Origin of the sequence: Microbacterium schleiferi, from assembly GCF_038150145.1 — a bacterium.
Lineage (GTDB): Bacteria > Actinomycetota > Actinomycetes > Actinomycetales > Microbacteriaceae > Microbacterium > Microbacterium schleiferi_B.
The window spans coordinates 33393-50170 of record NZ_JBBWSA010000011.1 but is presented as its reverse complement, the minus strand read 5'-3'; the positions used below and the strand labels follow the sequence as shown (position 1 = coordinate 50170).

At 66.6% G+C, this 16778-nt stretch carries 19 protein-coding genes; 8 read left to right on the top strand and 11 right to left on the bottom strand.

The window, feature by feature from the left end; translation table 11 throughout:
- The first annotated feature begins 66 nt into the window (after positions 1-66).
- The 4 genes from AADH62_RS12595 (at position 67) to AADH62_RS12580 (ending at position 3891) form a co-directional block, all read left to right on the top strand.
- Positions 67-366 (top strand): chorismate mutase, encoded by a 300-nt coding sequence (locus AADH62_RS12595; protein WP_300590818.1) that lies wholly within the window; start codon positions 67-69, stop codon positions 364-366.
- Between the two features lie 241 nt (positions 367-607).
- On the top strand, positions 608-1912 hold the full coding sequence (locus AADH62_RS12590) for a quaternary amine ABC transporter ATP-binding protein (RefSeq protein WP_341579770.1): 1305 nt from the start codon (positions 608-610) through the stop codon (positions 1910-1912).
- Positions 1912-2844 carry an ABC transporter permease gene (locus AADH62_RS12585; RefSeq protein ID WP_341579769.1) on the top strand — a complete coding sequence of 311 codons (933 nt, stop codon included), beginning with the start codon at positions 1912-1914 and terminating at the stop codon, positions 2842-2844. The genes AADH62_RS12590 and AADH62_RS12585 overlap by 1 nt, the downstream gene beginning before the upstream one ends.
- A 132-nt stretch (positions 2845-2976) precedes the next feature.
- On the top strand, positions 2977-3891 hold the full coding sequence (locus tag AADH62_RS12580) for a glycine betaine ABC transporter substrate-binding protein (protein WP_425355687.1): 915 nt from the start codon (positions 2977-2979) through the stop codon (positions 3889-3891).
- Between the two features lie 66 nt (positions 3892-3957).
- Here the strand turns inward: AADH62_RS12580 and AADH62_RS12575 are convergent, their stop codons facing one another.
- The 8 genes from AADH62_RS12575 to AADH62_RS12540 all read right to left on the bottom strand — a co-directional run bounded on the left by AADH62_RS12575 (position 3958) and on the right by AADH62_RS12540 (position 10980).
- A complete protein-coding gene (locus AADH62_RS12575) occupies positions 3958-4434 on the bottom strand; it encodes a hypothetical protein (RefSeq protein WP_341579768.1) in 477 nt (158 codons plus the stop codon).
- Between the two features lie 152 nt (positions 4435-4586).
- Positions 4587-5273 carry a hypothetical protein gene (locus tag AADH62_RS12570; protein ID WP_341579767.1) on the bottom strand — a complete coding sequence of 229 codons (687 nt, stop codon included), beginning with the start codon at positions 5271-5273 and terminating at the stop codon, positions 4587-4589.
- A complete protein-coding gene (locus AADH62_RS12565; protein ID WP_341579766.1) occupies positions 5270-6232 on the bottom strand; it encodes an ABC transporter ATP-binding protein in 963 nt (320 codons plus the stop codon). The genes AADH62_RS12570 and AADH62_RS12565 overlap by 4 nt, the downstream gene beginning before the upstream one ends.
- A complete protein-coding gene (locus AADH62_RS12560) occupies positions 6229-6609 on the bottom strand; it encodes a GntR family transcriptional regulator (protein ID WP_300590815.1) in 381 nt (126 codons plus the stop codon). The genes AADH62_RS12565 and AADH62_RS12560 overlap by 4 nt, the downstream gene beginning before the upstream one ends.
- A gap of 117 nt (positions 6610-6726) precedes the next feature.
- Positions 6727-7620, bottom strand: coding sequence for a hypothetical protein (locus AADH62_RS12555; protein ID WP_341579765.1), 894 nt, complete (start codon positions 7618-7620; stop codon positions 6727-6729).
- Positions 7621-7677: 57 nt separating this feature from the next.
- Positions 7678-7809 (bottom strand): hypothetical protein, encoded by a 132-nt coding sequence (locus AADH62_RS12550; RefSeq protein WP_267189853.1) that lies wholly within the window; start codon positions 7807-7809, stop codon positions 7678-7680.
- 9 nt (positions 7810-7818) lie between these two features.
- Positions 7819-10158, bottom strand: a complete 2340-nt coding sequence (gene purL / locus AADH62_RS12545; RefSeq protein WP_341579764.1) for a phosphoribosylformylglycinamidine synthase subunit PurL — start codon at positions 10156-10158, stop codon at positions 7819-7821.
- Between the two features lie 258 nt (positions 10159-10416).
- A complete protein-coding gene (locus AADH62_RS12540) occupies positions 10417-10980 on the bottom strand; it encodes a DUF4395 domain-containing protein (protein WP_341579763.1) in 564 nt (187 codons plus the stop codon).
- A 138-nt stretch (positions 10981-11118) separates the two neighbouring features.
- Between AADH62_RS12540 and AADH62_RS12535 the strand changes: the two genes are divergently transcribed.
- A complete protein-coding gene (locus AADH62_RS12535) occupies positions 11119-12027 on the top strand; it encodes a TerC family protein (RefSeq protein ID WP_341579762.1) in 909 nt (302 codons plus the stop codon).
- Between the two features lie 3 nt (positions 12028-12030).
- Here AADH62_RS12535 and AADH62_RS12530 read toward each other — a convergent pair whose 3' ends face one another.
- Positions 12031-12711, bottom strand: coding sequence for a hypothetical protein (locus AADH62_RS12530; RefSeq protein ID WP_341579761.1), 681 nt, complete (start codon positions 12709-12711; stop codon positions 12031-12033).
- Between the two features lie 195 nt (positions 12712-12906).
- Between AADH62_RS12530 and AADH62_RS12525 the strand changes: the two genes are divergently transcribed.
- The 3 genes from AADH62_RS12525 (at position 12907) to AADH62_RS12515 (ending at position 14922) form a co-directional block, all read left to right on the top strand.
- Positions 12907-13503 carry a PadR family transcriptional regulator gene (locus AADH62_RS12525; RefSeq protein ID WP_341579760.1) on the top strand — a complete coding sequence of 199 codons (597 nt, stop codon included), beginning with the start codon at positions 12907-12909 and terminating at the stop codon, positions 13501-13503.
- Between the two features lie 64 nt (positions 13504-13567).
- Positions 13568-13939 carry a metalloregulator ArsR/SmtB family transcription factor gene (locus tag AADH62_RS12520; protein ID WP_341579759.1) on the top strand — a complete coding sequence of 124 codons (372 nt, stop codon included), beginning with the start codon at positions 13568-13570 and terminating at the stop codon, positions 13937-13939.
- A gap of 2 nt (positions 13940-13941) precedes the next feature.
- Complete coding sequence (locus AADH62_RS12515) at positions 13942-14922, top strand: SRPBCC family protein (protein WP_341579758.1); 981 nt, start codon at positions 13942-13944, stop codon at positions 14920-14922.
- Positions 14923-15031: 109 nt separating this feature from the next.
- Here the strand turns inward: AADH62_RS12515 and sufU are convergent, their stop codons facing one another.
- Both sufU and AADH62_RS12505 read right to left on the bottom strand, forming a co-directional pair.
- Positions 15032-15478 carry a Fe-S cluster assembly sulfur transfer protein SufU gene (gene sufU, locus AADH62_RS12510; protein WP_228179322.1) on the bottom strand — a complete coding sequence of 149 codons (447 nt, stop codon included), beginning with the start codon at positions 15476-15478 and terminating at the stop codon, positions 15032-15034.
- Entirely contained in the window at positions 15475-16758 is a 1284-nt protein-coding gene (locus tag AADH62_RS12505; protein ID WP_341579757.1) for a SufS family cysteine desulfurase, read from the bottom strand. Before AADH62_RS12505 ends, sufU begins: the two co-directional genes overlap by 4 nt.
- Positions 16759-16778: the final 20 nt, after the last annotated feature.

Below are 16778 nucleotides of genomic sequence, written 5' to 3'. Positions count from 1 at the left end.
CTCTAGGGGTCGGCGGTCGCTGGGTGAGGGAGGCGATAATCTCGACACAGTCCGAAGGGAGTGGCGATGACCGAGCCGACCGATCCAGTTGCCGACCTGCTGCGTTTGCGCGCGACCATCGACAACATCGACGCCGCCCTGATCTTCATGCTCGCGGAGCGTTTTCGCGCTACCAAGCAGGTGGGTGTCTTGAAGGCTGAGCACGGGATGCCTGCCTCGGACCCGACGCGAGAAGAGCAGCAGGTCGCCCGTCTTCGGCGTCTCGCAGAAGAGGCGGATCTGGACCCCGAGTTCGCGCAGAAGTGGTTCTCGTTCGTCGTCGCCGAAGTGATTCGCCACCACACGGAAGCCGCTGACGGGCGCTGATCTCACGCGCTACCGGGTGGAGATCGTCCACGAAGCCTGGTAACTTGGGCCGCCGGGTTCCCCGAACCCTTCGACCCAGTCCGCGGTTGCCGATGTTCGATCTCGGCGAGCGTACGGTCGGTGATCTTGATCGGATCCGACATCCGATGCCAGCGCATGCGTGCCCTATTTCCGCGTGCCTGTGATCGCCACCCGGGCGTGACCGATGCAGCCAGCTGCAACGGCTGCCAAGGTGCACACAGTGACCACATCCCCTGCCCTCCAAGCGCGAGGACTCTTCAAAGTCTTCGGCAAGAACCCTCGATCCGCCGTCGACCGCCTGCGGGCTGGCGCCTCCCGAACCGAGGTCGCCGACCAGGGCACTGCTGCGGTCATCGACGCGAGCTTCACGGTCGAAAAAGGCGAGATCTTCGTCATTATGGGCCTGAGCGGTTCGGGCAAGTCGACAGTGATCCGGATGCTCAACGGACTGCTCGAGCCGACCGCGGGCGATGTCGTCGTCCAGGGCGAGAACGTCACAACGGCCAGCGCGAGCCAACTGCGCGACATCCGGCGCCGCTCGATCTCGATGGTCTTCCAGCACTTCGCCCTGCTTCCGCACCGCACGGTGCTCGACAACGCTGCCTATGCGCTCGAGATCCAGGGCGTCGGGGCGAGCGAGCGACGCGAGCGTGCGCGGGAGATCCTCGACAAGGTCGGGCTGGCCGATCGCGCCGACGCGATGCCCGATGAACTGTCGGGCGGAATGCGTCAGCGTGTGGGACTTGCCCGCGCCCTCACCGCAGGCACCGACATCATGCTCATGGACGAGGCATTCTCGGCGCTCGACCCACTCATCCGGCGGGAGATGCAGGAACAGCTCGTTGAGCTGCAGCGCGAGCTCGGGCGAACGATCATCTTCATCACCCATGACCTCAACGAGGCGATGTTCCTCGGCGACCGCATCGCGGTGATGCGCGATGGCCGGATCGTTCAGAACGGCACACCCGAAGAAATCCTCACCGACCCCGCGAACGACTATGTCGCGCAGTTCGTGCAGGACGTTGACCGAACCCGTGTGCTTACGGCGTCCTCCGTGATGGAACCCCCGGCAGCGATGATGCCCGTCAGTGCCGGCGTGCGTGGCGCGCTGAAGATCATGCGCGATCTGCAGACCGGCTCGGTGCTCGTCACCGAGAACCGAAAGTTCCTGGGAGCGGTCACGGACCGTAGCGTGGTGCGCGCAGTCAAGAACGGCAATACGGACCTGCGTTCCCTCGTGAAAAGCCCGCAGTCGGTCGTCGGACCCGATGAGGCACTCGCTGATGTCATCGAGCGCTCTGTCGAAAGTCCCGTGCCGATCGCCGTCGTCGACGACAAGGGTCGTCTGCTCGGCGCGATCCCACGGGTCGTCCTACTCGCAGCCCTTGGCAACGTCGAACCCACCACGACCGAGATCCCGATCATCGACGTGCCGATGACGGTGCCTGTTGCTGAACTGACCGCGACCCTCGAGGCCGTGTCGGCTGCAAACCAACCGGTCATCGCGACAGAGGGGAGCGTCTGATGGAGAACCTTCGACTTCCCCTCGGCGCATGGGTCGAGGCGCTCCTCGACTTCATCGGGGCCGTGTTCGGCTGGCTCTTCGACGCGATCGCGCTCGCGCTGGGTGCCATTTACGAGGGCCTGGACTGGGTCCTCGTCACTCCGCCGTTCTGGCTGATCATCATCGCCCTGGCAGCGCTCGCCTACTGGGTCAAGGGATGGAAGCTCGCCCTCGGCACAGCGCTCGGCCTGTTCCTGATCGTCCTACTGGACCAGTGGGAGAACGCGATGGACACCCTCGCGCTGGTGCTCGTCGCAGCAGCCATCGCGATCATCATCAGCATCCCGGTCGGCATTTGGGCAGCGCGCAACGACACCGTCTCGCGGATCGTCCGCCCGATTCTCGACTTCCTGCAGACGATCCCCGCCTTCGTGTACCTGATCCCCGCCATCATCTTCTTCGGAGTAGGCGCCGTTCCCGGCATGATCGCGACGATCTTGTTCGCCCTCGCGCCCGGCGTGCGCTTGACCGAGCTCGGCATCCGTGGCGTCGACAGTGAAGTAGTCGAGGCCGGTCAGGCCTTCGGCGCGACCCCGGGTCGCATCCTGCGCCAGATCCAGCTGCCGCTTGCGCTCCCGAGCATCATGGCCGGCGTGAACCAGATCATCATGCTCAGCCTGTCGATGGTCGTCATCGCCGGAATGGTCGGTGCCGGTGGACTCGGTGGCGAGATCGTGCGCGCCCTCGGCCGCATCAACGTGGGGCTTGCGTTCGAGGCAGGGATCTCTGTCGTGATGATCGCCATGATCCTTGACCGCATGACCTCGGCGCTGGCCGACAAGGGTGGCCCGCGCGCCGCTTCCCGCCGCCGCGCCAAGCGCGTCGACGCAGCGCCCACGGCACGTGACAAGCAGGATGCCGCCGGCTCGGTGAGCCGCATCCCGATGCGTTGACCACGACGGATGCCGCGGCATCCGTCCCTCAAGACCGGGTGGGTTCATCGCCCACCGGAGGCACGCGGACCCGCGCGCCTGACAGACAACGACCGATCCGCGGACAGCAACGCGGAAGGAGAGGAAGTCATCATGATGACCAAGAGAAAAAACCTGATCGCCGGTGCAGCACTCGTCGGCGCGGCAACCCTGGCTCTGGCCGGATGTGCCGGCTCGAGCGAGCCCGAGACCACCTCGGACGCCGGAAGCGGTTCGGGCGCTGATCGCCCGATCGAGATCGCCGTCTTCAACGGATGGGACGAGGGCATTGCCGCGTCCTACCTGTGGCAGGCCGTGCTCGAGGAGCAGGGCTACGACGTCAACCTCACGTACGCCGATGTGGCGCCCGTCTACCAGGGTGTTTCGCAGGGCGACTTCGATGTCGTGCTCGACACGTGGCTGCCCGTCACCCACGCCGATTACATGGAGACGTACGGCGACTCCCTCGAGGACCTGGGTGCCTGGAACGACGAGGCCAAGCTCACCATCGCGGTGAACGAGGATGCTCCGATCGACTCGCTCAGCGACCTCGCCGCCAACGCCGACGCGTTTAACAACGAGATCATCGGTATCGAGCCAGGCTCCGGACTCATGGGGATCACTGCCGACGACGTCGTTCCCGGCTACGGCCTGGAGGGCATGAACCTCGTCGCGTCCTCGACCCCCGCCATGCTCACCGAGCTGCGCGCGGCCACCGACGCCGACGAGAACATCGTCGTGACGCTGTGGCGTCCGCACTGGGCCTACGACGCCTTCCCGATCAAGGACCTCGAAGACCCCGACGGCCTGCTCGGCGGTGCTGAGAGCATCCACTCGGTTGCCTCGACGACCTTCGCGACGGACTTCCCGGACGTTCACCAGTGGATCTCGAACTTCACGATGGACAGCGCGACGCTCTACTCGCTCGAGAACGCCATGTTCAACGAGTACGAGGGTGACGACTACCTGCCCGTCGTGCAGCAGTGGATCTCCGAGAACCAGGACTGGGTCGACTCCCTGACCTCCTGACGCTCTGGCGCCAAAAGCGGGCTCCCTACCTGGTGGTGGGGAGCCCGCTTGCGTCGTGTTACTCGACTATTCGGAGATCGGGTCCACCCAGTAGAGCAGGCTCTCGTCGGCGTGCGTCTCTTCGAGTTTGATCGCCCAGCTGGCGCTCTGGAGGTACCACTGCTCGACGCCGTCGGAGTCGACGGTGACCATCTGCTCAAAGCCCATGTCTTTCAGAGAGTCGGCGAAGGCGCGAGCCTCGTCGCTCGTGACTCCCGAGTAGATGTACTCCCAGGCGCTCGCCTCCGGGGTGGCGCTCACGAGCGTGCCGGGCGGAACCGGGAGGCTCGAGTCGAGTCCCTCGGGACGCTCACCTTGGGGCTCGGCGTCGGTCTCGTCGACTGCCTCGTCAGAACCCGACGTATCGGTTGCTGCGGCGTCGGCCGTGGCGACGGGGCCCTCTGCAGCCTCGGCGTCTGTGCCGCCGGTCGCGCAGCCGGCGAGCAGTAGCGCAGCAAGGACGGCAGTGGCGAGGGCGGCGGCGGGGGAACGGAACGCGGGCATGGATCTCCTTGGCTCATCGCGGGATGCGGTCGTCGTGGCGACTGTAGGAGTCCGGCGCGACGGTGTCGATGAGTAAAGATTGCCTACGAGGCGCTGAACGGGGCTCCCGGCCATGTGGCCGGGAGCCCCGTTTCGTTTCGTTGCAGCATCCGTCACGGAATGGCGCGGCGGAGAAGTCCGTAGGCGATCCCCGACAGGACGACCAGGGTGATCACCAGACCAATGGCAAGTCCCTCGGGTCCCTGCGTGACGATCCAACCGAAGACCTGTCCCCACGCGTTGAGGCGTCCGATGAGCCACATCGCACCCACCAGCAGCAGGCCCAGACCGACCAGGATGATCGTGAGGGCGGTGGGACCGAACCGCTTGTAGATCGTGGCGATCGCGAAGCCCGTGACGAAGAAGGTCATCGTCATGAACAGGATGAGGGCTGCTGCCACGACCGGTCCCGAGCTCCAAATCCAGTCCAGGTAGAAGAAGTACCCGTTGACACCCCAGCCGTTGGTCGCCTGCTCGATGAACCCGCCGATGACGAAGATCACCGTGAGGATCGCCGAGGTCAGGGATGCGGTCAGCAGCGATCCGAGGAAGAACTCGCGTCGCGTGACGCTCATCGCCTGCGAGAACGGGAAGGTCTGAGTCATGCCCATGATGCCGACGGCAAAGAAGTACCACATCGGCGCCTGCGCACCGCCGCCGTACTTCACCGCCGCAGGAGGCAGCATCGCCCAGATCATGAGCGTGACCGCGAGCGTGCCACCCAGGACGAGAAGCGGCACCCAGATGAATGTCTGTTTGTTGACCAGCTGCATGCGAACGACATTCCCGATGCGGTTCATCGCCGGCCTCCCTTCGTGGTCGTGTGGGTATCGGATGCCGCAGCATCCGTCTCGTCGGCGTGCTGTGTCGTGCGGACGATCAACTGCTGCAGCGACACCGGACCGATGTCGAGACCAGCAGCCGTCAGGCGGGAGCGCTCATCTGCGGACAGTGCGCCCGCGATCGTGACGGATGCCACCCTTCCGAGGCTCTCGCGGTGAAGCACTTCGCGTCCCGCGACGAAGGCATCGACGGCAGCGGCATCGCCCACGATCGCGGTGGCCTGATCGCGAACGTCATCGGTGGCTGCGTCCATGATGATCTGCCCCCGGTCGATGACGAGCACCCGCTCGATGAGGTTCGAGACTTCATCGATGAGGTGGCTCGAAAGGATGACGGTGCGGGGATGCTCGGTGTAGTCCTCGAGCAGCCGGTCGTAGAAGATCTGACGCGCAACGGCATCCAGGCCCAGGTACGGCTCGTCGAAGAAGGTCACTTCGGCCCGTGATGCGAGCCCGATGATGACCCCGACGGCCGAAAGCTGTCCGCGCGAGAGCTTCTTGATGCGGGTGCGCACGGGAAGGCGGAAGTCGGCGATCAGGCGATCGGCGAGCTCCTGGTTCCAGTTGGGGAAGAACAGCTTCGCCGTCGCGAACGCGTGGATCGGCTTCGCGTCGTCAGGATAGCGCTGGCTCTCGCGGACGAAGCACATGCGGCGCAGCACCCGGGCGTTCTCGTAGGGGTGCTCGCCGAACACGCGCACGTCACCCGACGTGGCGAAGTTCTGAGCAGTGAGGATCGACATCACGGAGGTCTTACCCGCACCGTTTCGGCCAAGCAGCCCGTAGATGGTGTTCTTGTGGATCGAGAAGCTCACATCGTCGACCGCGACAGTATCGCGGTAGCGCTTGGTGAGGTTCTTCACCTCGATCACCGTCTCATCGGCACCCGCGGAGGGTGCGACATCGTTGATAGTCATTGGTCGCCTTCCGTTGTCGTGTTCTGCGCGTGCTCACGGAGCAGCTGCGCGAGGTCTTCGGAGCCGAGCCCGAGCTTGCGGGCCTCGGCCAAGAGGGGGGTCAGGTAGCGGTCGCGGAACGCCGCACGCCGTTCGGCGAGCAGGCTTTCGCGAGCACCCGGGGCGACGAACATGCCGATGCCCCGTCGCTTGTAGAGCACGCCCTTGTCGACGAGCATCGTCACTCCTTTCGCTGCCGTGGCGGGGTTGATCCGGTAGAAGGCGGCGAGTTCGTTCGTCGACGGTGCCTGCGCCTCTTCGGCCAGGCTCCCGTCAACGATCGAGTCCTCGACGCTCTCCGCGATCTGCAGGAAGAGGGCCTTGCCTTCTTCGATCATCCGCGCCTCCGATGTGTTCCTGGGTTAGTTACTCAAGTAGGTAACCACATAACGCAGGATGCGTCAAGCACGGCATCCATCGGGCTTGTCGCCGGGCCTGCTCGTCTGGAGCTGGTTTCAGGAGCGCGGGGTGCGGGAGGGGACGGGCCAGATCCCCGGAGATGCGGGGCCGGCCGTCCGCTCGGATGACGAAGCCGACGGCTCTGCGGTCGGGGGTGACGCCGGAAGCTCGAGAGCCACACGCTCCTCGAGGATCGTGATCGCGTCATCCGAGATAGCGAGCAGACCGTCGAGCTCGTCGCGTACTCGTCGGTACGCGAGCTGGCGCTCGGCGGGGGTGGCAGCCTGATCGATCGCGACGCTCAGCAGTTGCTGCGCGGTGCTCAGGCGTTTGCGCTCATCGGCGGTGAAGGACGAGTCACGGATGCGGCGAGCCTCACGCTCGGCCAGATCGAACGCGACCTCGTAGTCGGTCACGGCGGTGCGGTACTCGGCGAACTGTTCCTTCGAGAGCTTCGCGGTCGCGGAGTCGGGGCGGAGTCGGTCGGCAACCTTCTTGGCGCGCAGAAACGCTGCGGTCAACGGTTGTCGGCCATCGCTCATGGCGGGGTAGGCGATGATCTTGGCGACATCCAGTTCGTACTCGAGCCAGCGCTTGGTCACCGCGTCGTGTTCTGCCAGCAGCTTCTGAAGTGGCGTGACGGATGCCGAACTCGATGCTGTCGCGGTTCGTGGTGCCGTGCCCATTCCGGCGGCGACGGCATCTTCGACCCGCTGCGCGAGAGGATCCTTCGGTGCTTTGGCGCCGGGAAGCGTGACGCCGATCAGAGGGCGGCCGCGTGCAGCGGCCTGGGCAGCGCGAATCTCGCCCTTGGCCTGCAGGATCTCGAGCCGTCGCTTATGCCGGCGCCGCGCGCCGCGCTCCCAGGCGCTACCGATCATCCCCATGACACCCATCAGGGGGAAGACGAGCCACCAGTAGCTGCCGATGAACTGGAACAGCGGTTCCACGCCATCATGCTAATCTCGCAATCCCCCGCCCGGCATGGGGGAAAGCCCGAAGACGGCTCAGCCGAACAGCAGGGCGAGGACGGTGGCGCCACCGCCCACGAGAATCAGCGAAACAATCACGACCCACGCGACGATCTTGATGCGTCGCTGTCGGGTCTCGCTGTAGACGTTGGTGTCGTCGTCGGACATGCGATCAGTCTAAAGGGCAGGCTCGGTGATCGTCGGACCGAACGCGGCCGGCAGCGTCGCTCGCGAGACCTCGCGCAGGTCGGATGCCGACACCGTGAACAACCCCTGCACTTCGAGGCTCGGGTCTGCGCCGTCGCCGGGGGCATCGGTCACACCGATCCGCAGCACGGGATAGCCGCGCCCATCGCACAGGCCGCGGAACTTCACGTCATCCTCGCGGGGGACGGACACGAGAACGCGGCCGGTGGACTCCGAGAAGAGAGCGGATGCCGCATCGACGCCGTCGCGTTCGATGATCTCGTTCAGCCACACGCGGGCGCCGACGCCGAAGCGCATCACGCACTCGGCGAGAGCCTGCGCGAGACCGCCGCTGGAGAGGTCGTGCGCGCTGGAGATGAGACCCTGCAATGCTCCTGCGTGCAGGAGGTCGGCCAGGCGCCGCTCGGCGGCAAGGTCGACGGCCGGCGGCCGACCGCCGAGGTGGTCGTGAACGGTCTGCGCCCACGCCGATCCGCTGAGCTCGTTGGCTGTCACGCCCAGCAGGTAGATGTTCTCGCCGGCATCCTGCCAGCCCGAGGGGATGCGACGCGCGACGTCATCGATGATGCCGAGCACACCCACCACGGGAGTCGGGAAGATCGGCTGGTCGCCGGTTTGGTTGTAGAACGAGACGTTGCCGCCGGTGACCGGGATGCCGAGCTCGAGGCATCCGTCGGCGAGGCCATCGACGGCCTGCCCGAACTGCCACATGACCTCGGGGTTCTCGGGGCTGCCGAAGTTCAGGCAGTCGGTGACCGCGACGGGCTTGGCTCCCGTGACGGCGACGTTGCGGTATGCCTCGGCGAGGGCCAGCTGGGCGCCCTGGTAGGGGTCGAGCTGGCAGTAGCGGCCATTGCAGTCGGTAGCGATCGAGAAGCCGAGGCCCGACTCCTCGTCAACGCGCACCATGCCGGCATCGTCGGGGAACGAGAGGGCGGTGTTGCCCAGCACGTAGTAGTCGTACTGGTTGGTGATCCAGGACGTGTCGGCGAGGTTCGGGCTCGCGACCAGCGCCAGGAACTGCTCCCGCAGCTCGTCGGGCTCGCTCGGCCGCTGCAGCGCGCTCGCCGAGTCGTCGCGGAGGGCGTCGATCCAGGTCGGGTAGGCGACGGGCCGTTCGTAGACGGGGCCATCCACCGCGACGGTTGAGGGGTCGACATCCACGATCTGCTCGCCGTGCCAGAAGATCTGCAGGCGGCCGTCTCCGGTGACCTCGCCGAGCACGCTCGTCTCGACCTCCCAGCGGCCGACGACCTCGAGGAACGCGTCGAGCTTCTCGGGCGCGACGATCGCCATCATCCGCTCCTGCGACTCGCTCATCAGGATCTCTTCGGGAGTCAGGCTCGGGTCTCGCAGCAGCACCTGCTCGAGGTCGACGCGCATGCCGCTGCCGCCGTTTGCGGCGAGCTCGCTCGTGGCACACGAGATGCCGGCGGCGCCGAGGTCCTGGATCGCCTCGACGAGGTTCGCCTTGTAGAGCTCGAGGCAGCACTCGATGAGCACCTTCTCGGCGAACGGGTCGCCCACCTGCACCGCGGGCCGCTTGGTCGGGCCGCCGTCGGCGAAGGTGTCGGAGGCGAGGATGGATGCGCCGCCGATGCCGTCGCCGCCGGTGCGGGCACCGAACAGCACGACCTTGTTGCCGGCGCCTGAGGCGTTGGCAAGCTTCAGGTCTTCGTGGCGGAGGACGCCCACCGCGAGGGCGTTGACGAGCGGGTTGCCCTGGTAGACAGCGTCGAACACTGTCTCACCGCCGATGTTGGGAAGACCCAGGCAGTTGCCGTAGAACGAGATGCCGCTCACGACGCCGTGCACGACGCGGGCGGTGTCGGGGTTGTCGATCGCGCCGAAACGCAGCTGGTCCATGACGGCGACCGGGCGTGCGCCCATGGAGATGATGTCGCGGACGATCCCGCCGACGCCGGTCGCCGCACCCTGGAACGGCTCGATGTAGCTCGGGTGGTTGTGCGACTCGACCTTGAAGGTCACCGCCCAGCCCTCGCCGATGTCGACAACGCCGGCGTTCTGGCCCATGCCGACCATGAGGCGCTCGCGCATCTCGTCCGAGACCTTCTGACCGAACCGTCGCAGGTAGATCTTGCTGGACTTGTAGGAGCAGTGCTCGCTCCACATCACGGAGTACATGGCCAGCTCGCCGCTCGTGGGCCGGCGCCCGAGGATCTCGCGGATCTGGGCGTACTCGTCATCCTTCAGGCCGAGGGCGCCGTACGGCTGCTCGCGCTCGGGGGTGGCTGCGGCGTGTTCGACGGTGTCGGCGACTGCTCGGGCGGGAGTGATCGGGGTGCTCACGGGGTGGGACTCCAGTGGTCGAGGATGCCGAGACCGGCGCCAGCGTGCGGGCTGCTCCAGTCTACGCGGCGGCCGCTTTCGGCATCCGTGTCGCTTCGTGCCCGTCGTCGGGTGCTCGACGTGCCGGTGCGGCCTCGTCGCAACGGCGCAGATCGTGCCGAACACACCGGGCGACGGATGCTGCCGGCGGGGTGTCGTGCAATCCGTGCGCCCTTGCGACGAGCGCGTCACGCCCGTTCTGTGGTGACACGCCGCTCCTCACTCGACCGAGTGGCGCTCGCCGCGGGACGGGGGCGTGTAGGTGCAGGTGTCGCCGGCGCACAGCTGCGGCTTGGTCCGCCCGAAGCGGCGGGCCAGCTCACACCCCACGCAGATGCCGAAGGCCGACTCGGCGAACAGTAGCAGCAGGCATCCGGCGCAGATCGTCTGCGCGATCGCCGCCGGCAGCCCGAGCCATCCGAGCGACAGACACCCGAGAAGGGCCATCGAGAATCCGAGCCCCCAGGCGAACTGCTTGGGGGCGGCATCCACCCATTCGGGTCGCTGCGGACGCGTGATGAGGGTGCCGATCAGAAGGGTGGGCGTGAAGCGGGTTCCGATGAACAGGCGCAGGAACATCTCGGCGGCGAACAGGATGCCGAACCCGCGCATGTACTGCAGGTCGCCGGTGATCACGCCAGAGAGCCAGGCGCCGAAGCCCAGGAGGAACAGGATGCCGGCCGAGGCGCGCACGGCACGCTCGTTGATGACGGGGATGTCGATGCCGTCAACCCACTCGCCGATCACGGGCCGGGTACTGCGGTCGGCGGCGGGTGAAGTCATGCTCCCAATAATACCCCCTAGGGTATAGATCCTCGATGGCACTCGGTTCGCATGACCCTTCAGTCGCGCCATGACGCGGGTTCGTTAGTCCGGCACCCGCACGAGGGCGCGACCGAATCCAGGCCCTACGCTGTGTGCGTGGACTTCTCCTTCGCTTTCACGCCCGATCTGATCGCGGTCTTCGTCACGCTGTTCGTGCTTGAGATCGTGCTGGGCGTCGACAACGTCATCTTCATCTCGATCCTCGCCTCCAAGCTCCCCAAGGAGCAGCAGGCGCGGGCACGCAACCTCGGCCTCACGCTCGCAATGCTGATCCGCGTCGGCCTTGTCTTCGCGGCGGGGTGGATCATCACGCTCACTGAACCCGTCGTGACCCTGTGGGGCATCTCGTTCTCGTGGAAGGACTTCATCCTCATCGCGGGCGGGCTCTTCCTCGTCTACAAGGCGGTCACCGAGATCCACCACAAGCTCGAGGGCGCCGAAGAGGAGCATGGCGAAGGCGCGGGTGCACGCAAGAGCGTGAGCTTCGGATCGGTCATCGCGCAGATCCTCTTGCTCGACATCGTCTTCTCGCTCGATTCCGTCATCACCGCCGTCGGCATGACCTCGAACATGGTCATCATCATCACCGTCGTGGTGCTCTCGTTCGGAATCATGCTGTTCGCGTCGCGGTTCATCTTCGCTTTCGTCAATGCGCATCCGACAGTGAAGATGCTTGCGCTGTCGTTCCTGCTGCTGATCGGTGTCTTCCTCATCGCCGAGGGCTTCCACATCAAGATCGACAAGGCCTTCATCTACGGTCCGATGGCCTTTGCGATCTTCGTCGAGGCGCTGAACCTCACTTACTCGTCCCGCAAAGCGAAGCGGGAGCAGAAGAAGCGGCAGGCTGTGCAGCTTCGGCCTCAGTACCCGGATGTCGACGAGTCAGCCGCCGTCGCTGCGGCGCTGTCGAAGGATCCGGCCTCCGGCTCGGTAGGCCTGTCGCGCAAGCCCGTGGTCGGCGAGGCGGATGCGGCGTCCGCGCCACACCGGGAGGGACTCGGCTGAGGGTCAGTCCGCGGCGGCCTCGGCCACCGCAGCGGCGAAGCGCGCAGCATCCGTGCCGTTCTCACGCACCTCGAAGACGGTGCCGTCGATGACCAGCAACGGGACGTGGTCGACGACCTGGTCGGTGCCGGGAATCGGCTTGCCAAGCCACGCGTCGTTAGCCGCGCTCGCCAGAGTTGCGTAGTCGGCGATCGCGGTCGACAGATCGGATGTCGCACCTGCGGTGGCCGCGAGGTCGAGGAGTTCCTCGTCGCTGGGTGAGTGATCTGCCGTGACCTGGTTCTGCTGGATCAGTCCGTACAGCGGCAGGAGCGCGTCATCCTCGCCCGCAGCTGCGACGCCGAGAAGCAGGGCGGCGGCTCGGGCCGAGTAGTCGGTGACGTCGCCGCGTTTGGCGCTCACGTAGGTCATCGGATGCAGCGTCCAGGTCGCCGTGCCGTCGGCGACGAAGGCCGCGAGGTCGTCGCCGATTGCCTCGTCGAGGCTCATGCAGTGCGGGCACGACGGGTCGCTCCACAGCTGGATGTCGACGGCACCGTCTCCGACGACGATTCCCGCCACCGGGTCGATCGTTGTGGGAGAGAGGGCCGGAGCAGCCGCAGGCGCGCACGCCGCGGCGGCAATCGCGACAGCGGGGAGGAGGGCGAGGCATCCGACCACGCGGCGCCGAGACGAACCGAACACGCTGCCGTTCTACGCCGGGTGCTGGCACATCGCCAATCCTTCAGCGAAGCCCACGACGCCGACCCCTGATGTGGTCAGACCATATAGCGGATTCCGCCAAACGCCCGGCCAGCGCCACTCCATGGCGTCGTCGCGGCGGTATTCAGGAGGAGCGCGACACTACCCGGTATACATATCGCGCTCAGGGAGATCCGAATGTCGGTGAGGCAAAGCCTGTTGGCGATCCTGGCGCAGGGGCCGTGCTACGGCTATCAGTTGCGGTCAGAGTTCGAACGGCGCACCGGCTGGAGTTCGTCGCTCAACGTCGGCCAGATCTACAGCACTCTCGAGCGGCTCGAGCGCGACGGCCTCGTTTCGCGGGGCGCGCCCGACGCAGACGGCCACATTTACTGGCAGATCACGGATGCCGGCCGCGGCGAGGCCCGCGCCTGGCTTGCGTCTCCGGTCGAACGCAACACCGGGACCCGGGATGAACTCGCGATCAAGCTCGCGCTCGCGGCGGCGCTGCCGGGGGTGGATGTCTTCGAGGTCATCAAGACGCAACGACGGGCTTCGAGCGCGCACCTCGAGTCCCTGCGCAGCACCACTTTCGGTGGCGAGGTCGTGGGCGGGCCGGAAGAGCTCGCCTGGTCGCTTCTCACCGAGTCGCTGATCTTCGGCGTGGAGGCGGAACTTCGGTGGCTCGATCACGTCGAGGCGCGACTCGCGGCGCGCTCCGCGCCGGCAATGGTGCTCGAGCTCGACACTCACCGTCCCAAGCGCGGACGACCAGCATCGACTCGGCCGGTATAGCGCTCGTGGACTCTCAACAGCCCGGGGTTGACGGGGGCGTTCGCGTGTTCTAACGTACAACCAAATGGTTGTACAAATGGACCTCACGGATGACGAGATCGATCGACTCTTCCACGCGCTCGCGGCGGCGACGCGACGCGACATCCTGCGCCGGACAATCGAGTCCGAGCACTCGGTCTCGGTGCTCGCGCGGGACTATGACATGTCGTTCGCGGCGGTCCAGAAGCACGTCGCGGTCCTCGAAGAGGCCGGCCTCATCATCAAGCGAGCGGAGGGGCGCGAGCGTCTCGTTCGCGCCGATCCGACCATGATCGCCCGGGCTCGCGCTCTCCTCGCCCGCTACGAAGACCTGTGGCGGGCACGCATCCAGCGGCTCGACGACCTGCTCGCCGAGCCAGCCGACCCATCGGCATCCATCACCACGAAAGGGAACTGACGATGCCCGTCACCGCTGTCACCACCGACCCCGACGCCCTCACGATGACACTCGTCGGCGACTTCGCCGCGCCCGTCGAGCGCCTCTGGCAGGCGTTCACCGACCCTGCCCAGCTCGACCGCTTCTGGGGCCCTCCGGGGTGGCCGGCGACCTTCACGTCGTTCGATCTCACCCCCGGGGGCCGCGCGCAGTACCAGATGACCAGCCCGCAGGGCGAGGTGTCGCGCGGCGGCTGGGAGTTCACCGCGATCGATGCGCCACACCGATTCGAGGTGCTCGACTCGTTCCTCAACGGCGATGGTGACATCCTCGAAGGCACCCCCACGATGCGCGTCGAGTTTCTCTTCGAGGCGACCGCTGAGGGCTCGCGACTCACCAACATCACCTACTTCGACTCGCTCGAAGCCCTCGAACAGGTCGTCGAGTTCGGTGCCGTCGAAGGGTCGACGCTCGCGATCAACCAACTCGACGCGGTGCTGCAGGACCTGCGGGAGTACGCGCAGGGCAAGGGCACGCAGACCGAGATCCTCAGCGACACGCACGTGCGCATCACGCGGCTGATCGAGGGACCCCGCGAGCTCGTGTGGCGGGCCCACACCGAGCCCGAGCTCATGAAGAAGTGGCTGCTGGGTCCTGACGGCTGGCGGATGACGGTGTGCGAGATCGATCCGGCGGTCGGCGGGCGCTACCGCTACGAGTGGACGCCTGACGAGGGTGTGGAGGGTCAGACGTTCGGCTTCGATGGCGAGACGCTCGTGAGCGAGGCCCCGAGGCGTGCGGTGACCACCGAGCACATGACCGGCACCGACTTCCCGTCGACGACCAACGACATGTCCCTCTACGAAGAGGATGGGGCCACCCTGATCACGCTCCTCATCGAATACCCCGACAAGGACATCCGCGACATGGTCCTGGCCACCGGCATGACCGAGGGCATGGAGACCAGCTACGCCCGCCTGGAGCGGGAGCTCTTGCCGGCCTGAGTCGCCGCCCGAGGCATCCGTCTCACGCGAAGGGTCGCAACACGCCACTGCCGAGGTGCAGCGTACGGCGTGTTGTGACCCTTCGGCGTTGAGGGCGGATGCGAAATCCTCAGGATGTCTGGGCGAGGCTCTCTTCGAGGGCGACCCAGGCGAGCATCGCGCACTTGACGCGGGCGCTGAACTTCGAGACGCCCGAGAGGGCTGCGGCATCCTCGTACACGTCCTCGTCGAGCTCGATCGTGCCGCGCGAGCGCAGCGCCTCGCGGAAACCGTCGATCAGTTCAGCTGCCTTCTCGCGCGGGACGCCGTCGATGAGATCGACGAGCATGGATGCCGACGCCTGCGAGATCGAGCAGCCTTGGCCTTCCCACGTCACATCGCGGATCGTCTGACCATCGTCCGAGACGCGCACCCGTAGCGTCACTTCATCGCCGCAGATCGGGTTGCGCTGATAGCTCGTGCCGGTGTGGTCATCGGCCTCGGCAAGACCGAAGCCGTGCGGACGCTTGGAGTGGTCCAGGATCAGCTCCTGGTACAGGGATTCAAGACTCATCAGGATGCTCCGAAGAACGCGCGGACGCCACGGGTTGCGTCCAGGAATCGGTCGACCTCATCGGGGGTCGTGTAGACGGATGCCGAGGCCCGCACCGAGGCCGTAAGACCGAACCGGCGGTGCAGGGGCTGCGCGCAGTGATGTCCCACGCGCACCGCGACGCCCCGCGAGTCGAGGAACTGCCCGACGTCGTGAGCGTGGACGCCGTCGACCGCGAAGGAGGCGAGCCCGACGCGGGGCGCGGCATCCGTGTCTCCGAGCAGACGGATGCCGGGAATCTCGCGCAACCCGTCACGCATGCGCCGCTCGAGCTCGACCTCGTGCGCATGCACGGCATCCATCCCGAGGCCCTGCAGGTAGCGGGCAGCGGCGGCGAGTCCGACGGCCTGCGAGACCGGCTGCGTGCCGGCCTCGAAGCGCTGCGGCGAGGGCAGGTACTGGGCCTCATCCAGCGTGACTGTCGTGATCATCGACCCGCCGGTGAGGAACGGCGGCAGGGCGTTGAGCAACTCCCGCTTGCCGTAGAGCCCGCCGATCCCGTACGGACCGAGCATCTTGTGTCCGCTGAACACGGCGAAATCCACGCCGGTTGCCGGAAGGTCGATGCTCAGGTGCGGCACCGACTGGCAGGCATCCATCACCGTGAACGCGTCGACACCGCGCGCGAGGGCGATGAGCTCGTCGATCGGGTTGATGATGCCCAGCACGTTCGACACGTGCGGGAACGCGACCATCCGGGTGCGGTCGCCGATCAGTTCGGCGGCGGCATCCATGTCGAGGCGTCCGTCGTCCAGCACCGGGATGTGGCGCAGCCGCGCGCCCGTGCGGGCGGCGAGCTCTTGCCAGGGGATGAGGTTCGCGTGGTGCTCGGACTCCGTGACGGCGATCTCGTCATCGGGGCGCAGGGCGAAGCGCCGCGCTGCCTCGCCGCCCCGCCCGAGGGTCGCATTCCCGATCGCGTATGCGACGAGATTGATGCCGGCGGTGGCACCGGAAGTCCAGACGAGCTCCCCCTCGCCGGCGCCCACGAACGCGGCGACCGCCTCACGGGCATCCTCGAACGCGTCAGTGGACTCCGCTGCGAGCGTGTGAGCACCGCGGTGGACCGCGGCGTTCGTGTGCGTCAGAAACTCGACCTCGGCATCGATCACCTGCTGCGGCTTCTGGCTCGTCGCGGCAGAGTCCAGGTAGGCGAGCGGGTGGCCATTCACCTCCTGCGCGAGCAAGGGGAAGTCGGCGCGGATGGCGGCGAGATCCAGCGGGGTCACGGCAGGAACGGTCACCCCTCCAGCGTACGCGCCGT

Coding starts and splice junctions, on each gene's coding strand:
- AADH62_RS12595 (WP_300590818.1), top strand. CDS start 67: ATGACCGAGCCGACCGATCCAGTTGCCGACCTGCTGCGTTTGCGCGCG.
- AADH62_RS12585 (WP_341579769.1), top strand. CDS start 1,912: ATGGAGAACCTTCGACTTCCCCTCGGCGCATGGGTCGAGGCGCTCCTC.
- AADH62_RS12580 (WP_425355687.1), top strand. CDS start 2,977: ATGATGACCAAGAGAAAAAACCTGATCGCCGGTGCAGCACTCGTCGGC.
- AADH62_RS12575 (WP_341579768.1), bottom strand. CDS start 4,434: ATGCCCGCGTTCCGTTCCCCCGCCGCCGCCCTCGCCACTGCCGTCCTT.
- AADH62_RS12570 (WP_341579767.1), bottom strand. CDS start 5,273: ATGAACCGCATCGGGAATGTCGTTCGCATGCAGCTGGTCAACAAACAG.
- AADH62_RS12565 (WP_341579766.1), bottom strand. CDS start 6,232: ATGACTATCAACGATGTCGCACCCTCCGCGGGTGCCGATGAGACGGTG.
- AADH62_RS12560 (WP_300590815.1), bottom strand. CDS start 6,609: ATGATCGAAGAAGGCAAGGCCCTCTTCCTGCAGATCGCGGAGAGCGTC.
- AADH62_RS12550 (WP_267189853.1), bottom strand. CDS start 7,809: ATGTCCGACGACGACACCAACGTCTACAGCGAGACCCGACAGCGACGC.
- AADH62_RS12540 (WP_341579763.1), bottom strand. CDS start 10,980: ATGACTTCACCCGCCGCCGACCGCAGTACCCGGCCCGTGATCGGCGAG.
- AADH62_RS12525 (WP_341579760.1), top strand. CDS start 12,907: ATGTCGGTGAGGCAAAGCCTGTTGGCGATCCTGGCGCAGGGGCCGTGC.
- AADH62_RS12520 (WP_341579759.1), top strand. CDS start 13,568: ATGGTTGTACAAATGGACCTCACGGATGACGAGATCGATCGACTCTTC.
- AADH62_RS12515 (WP_341579758.1), top strand. CDS start 13,942: ATGCCCGTCACCGCTGTCACCACCGACCCCGACGCCCTCACGATGACA.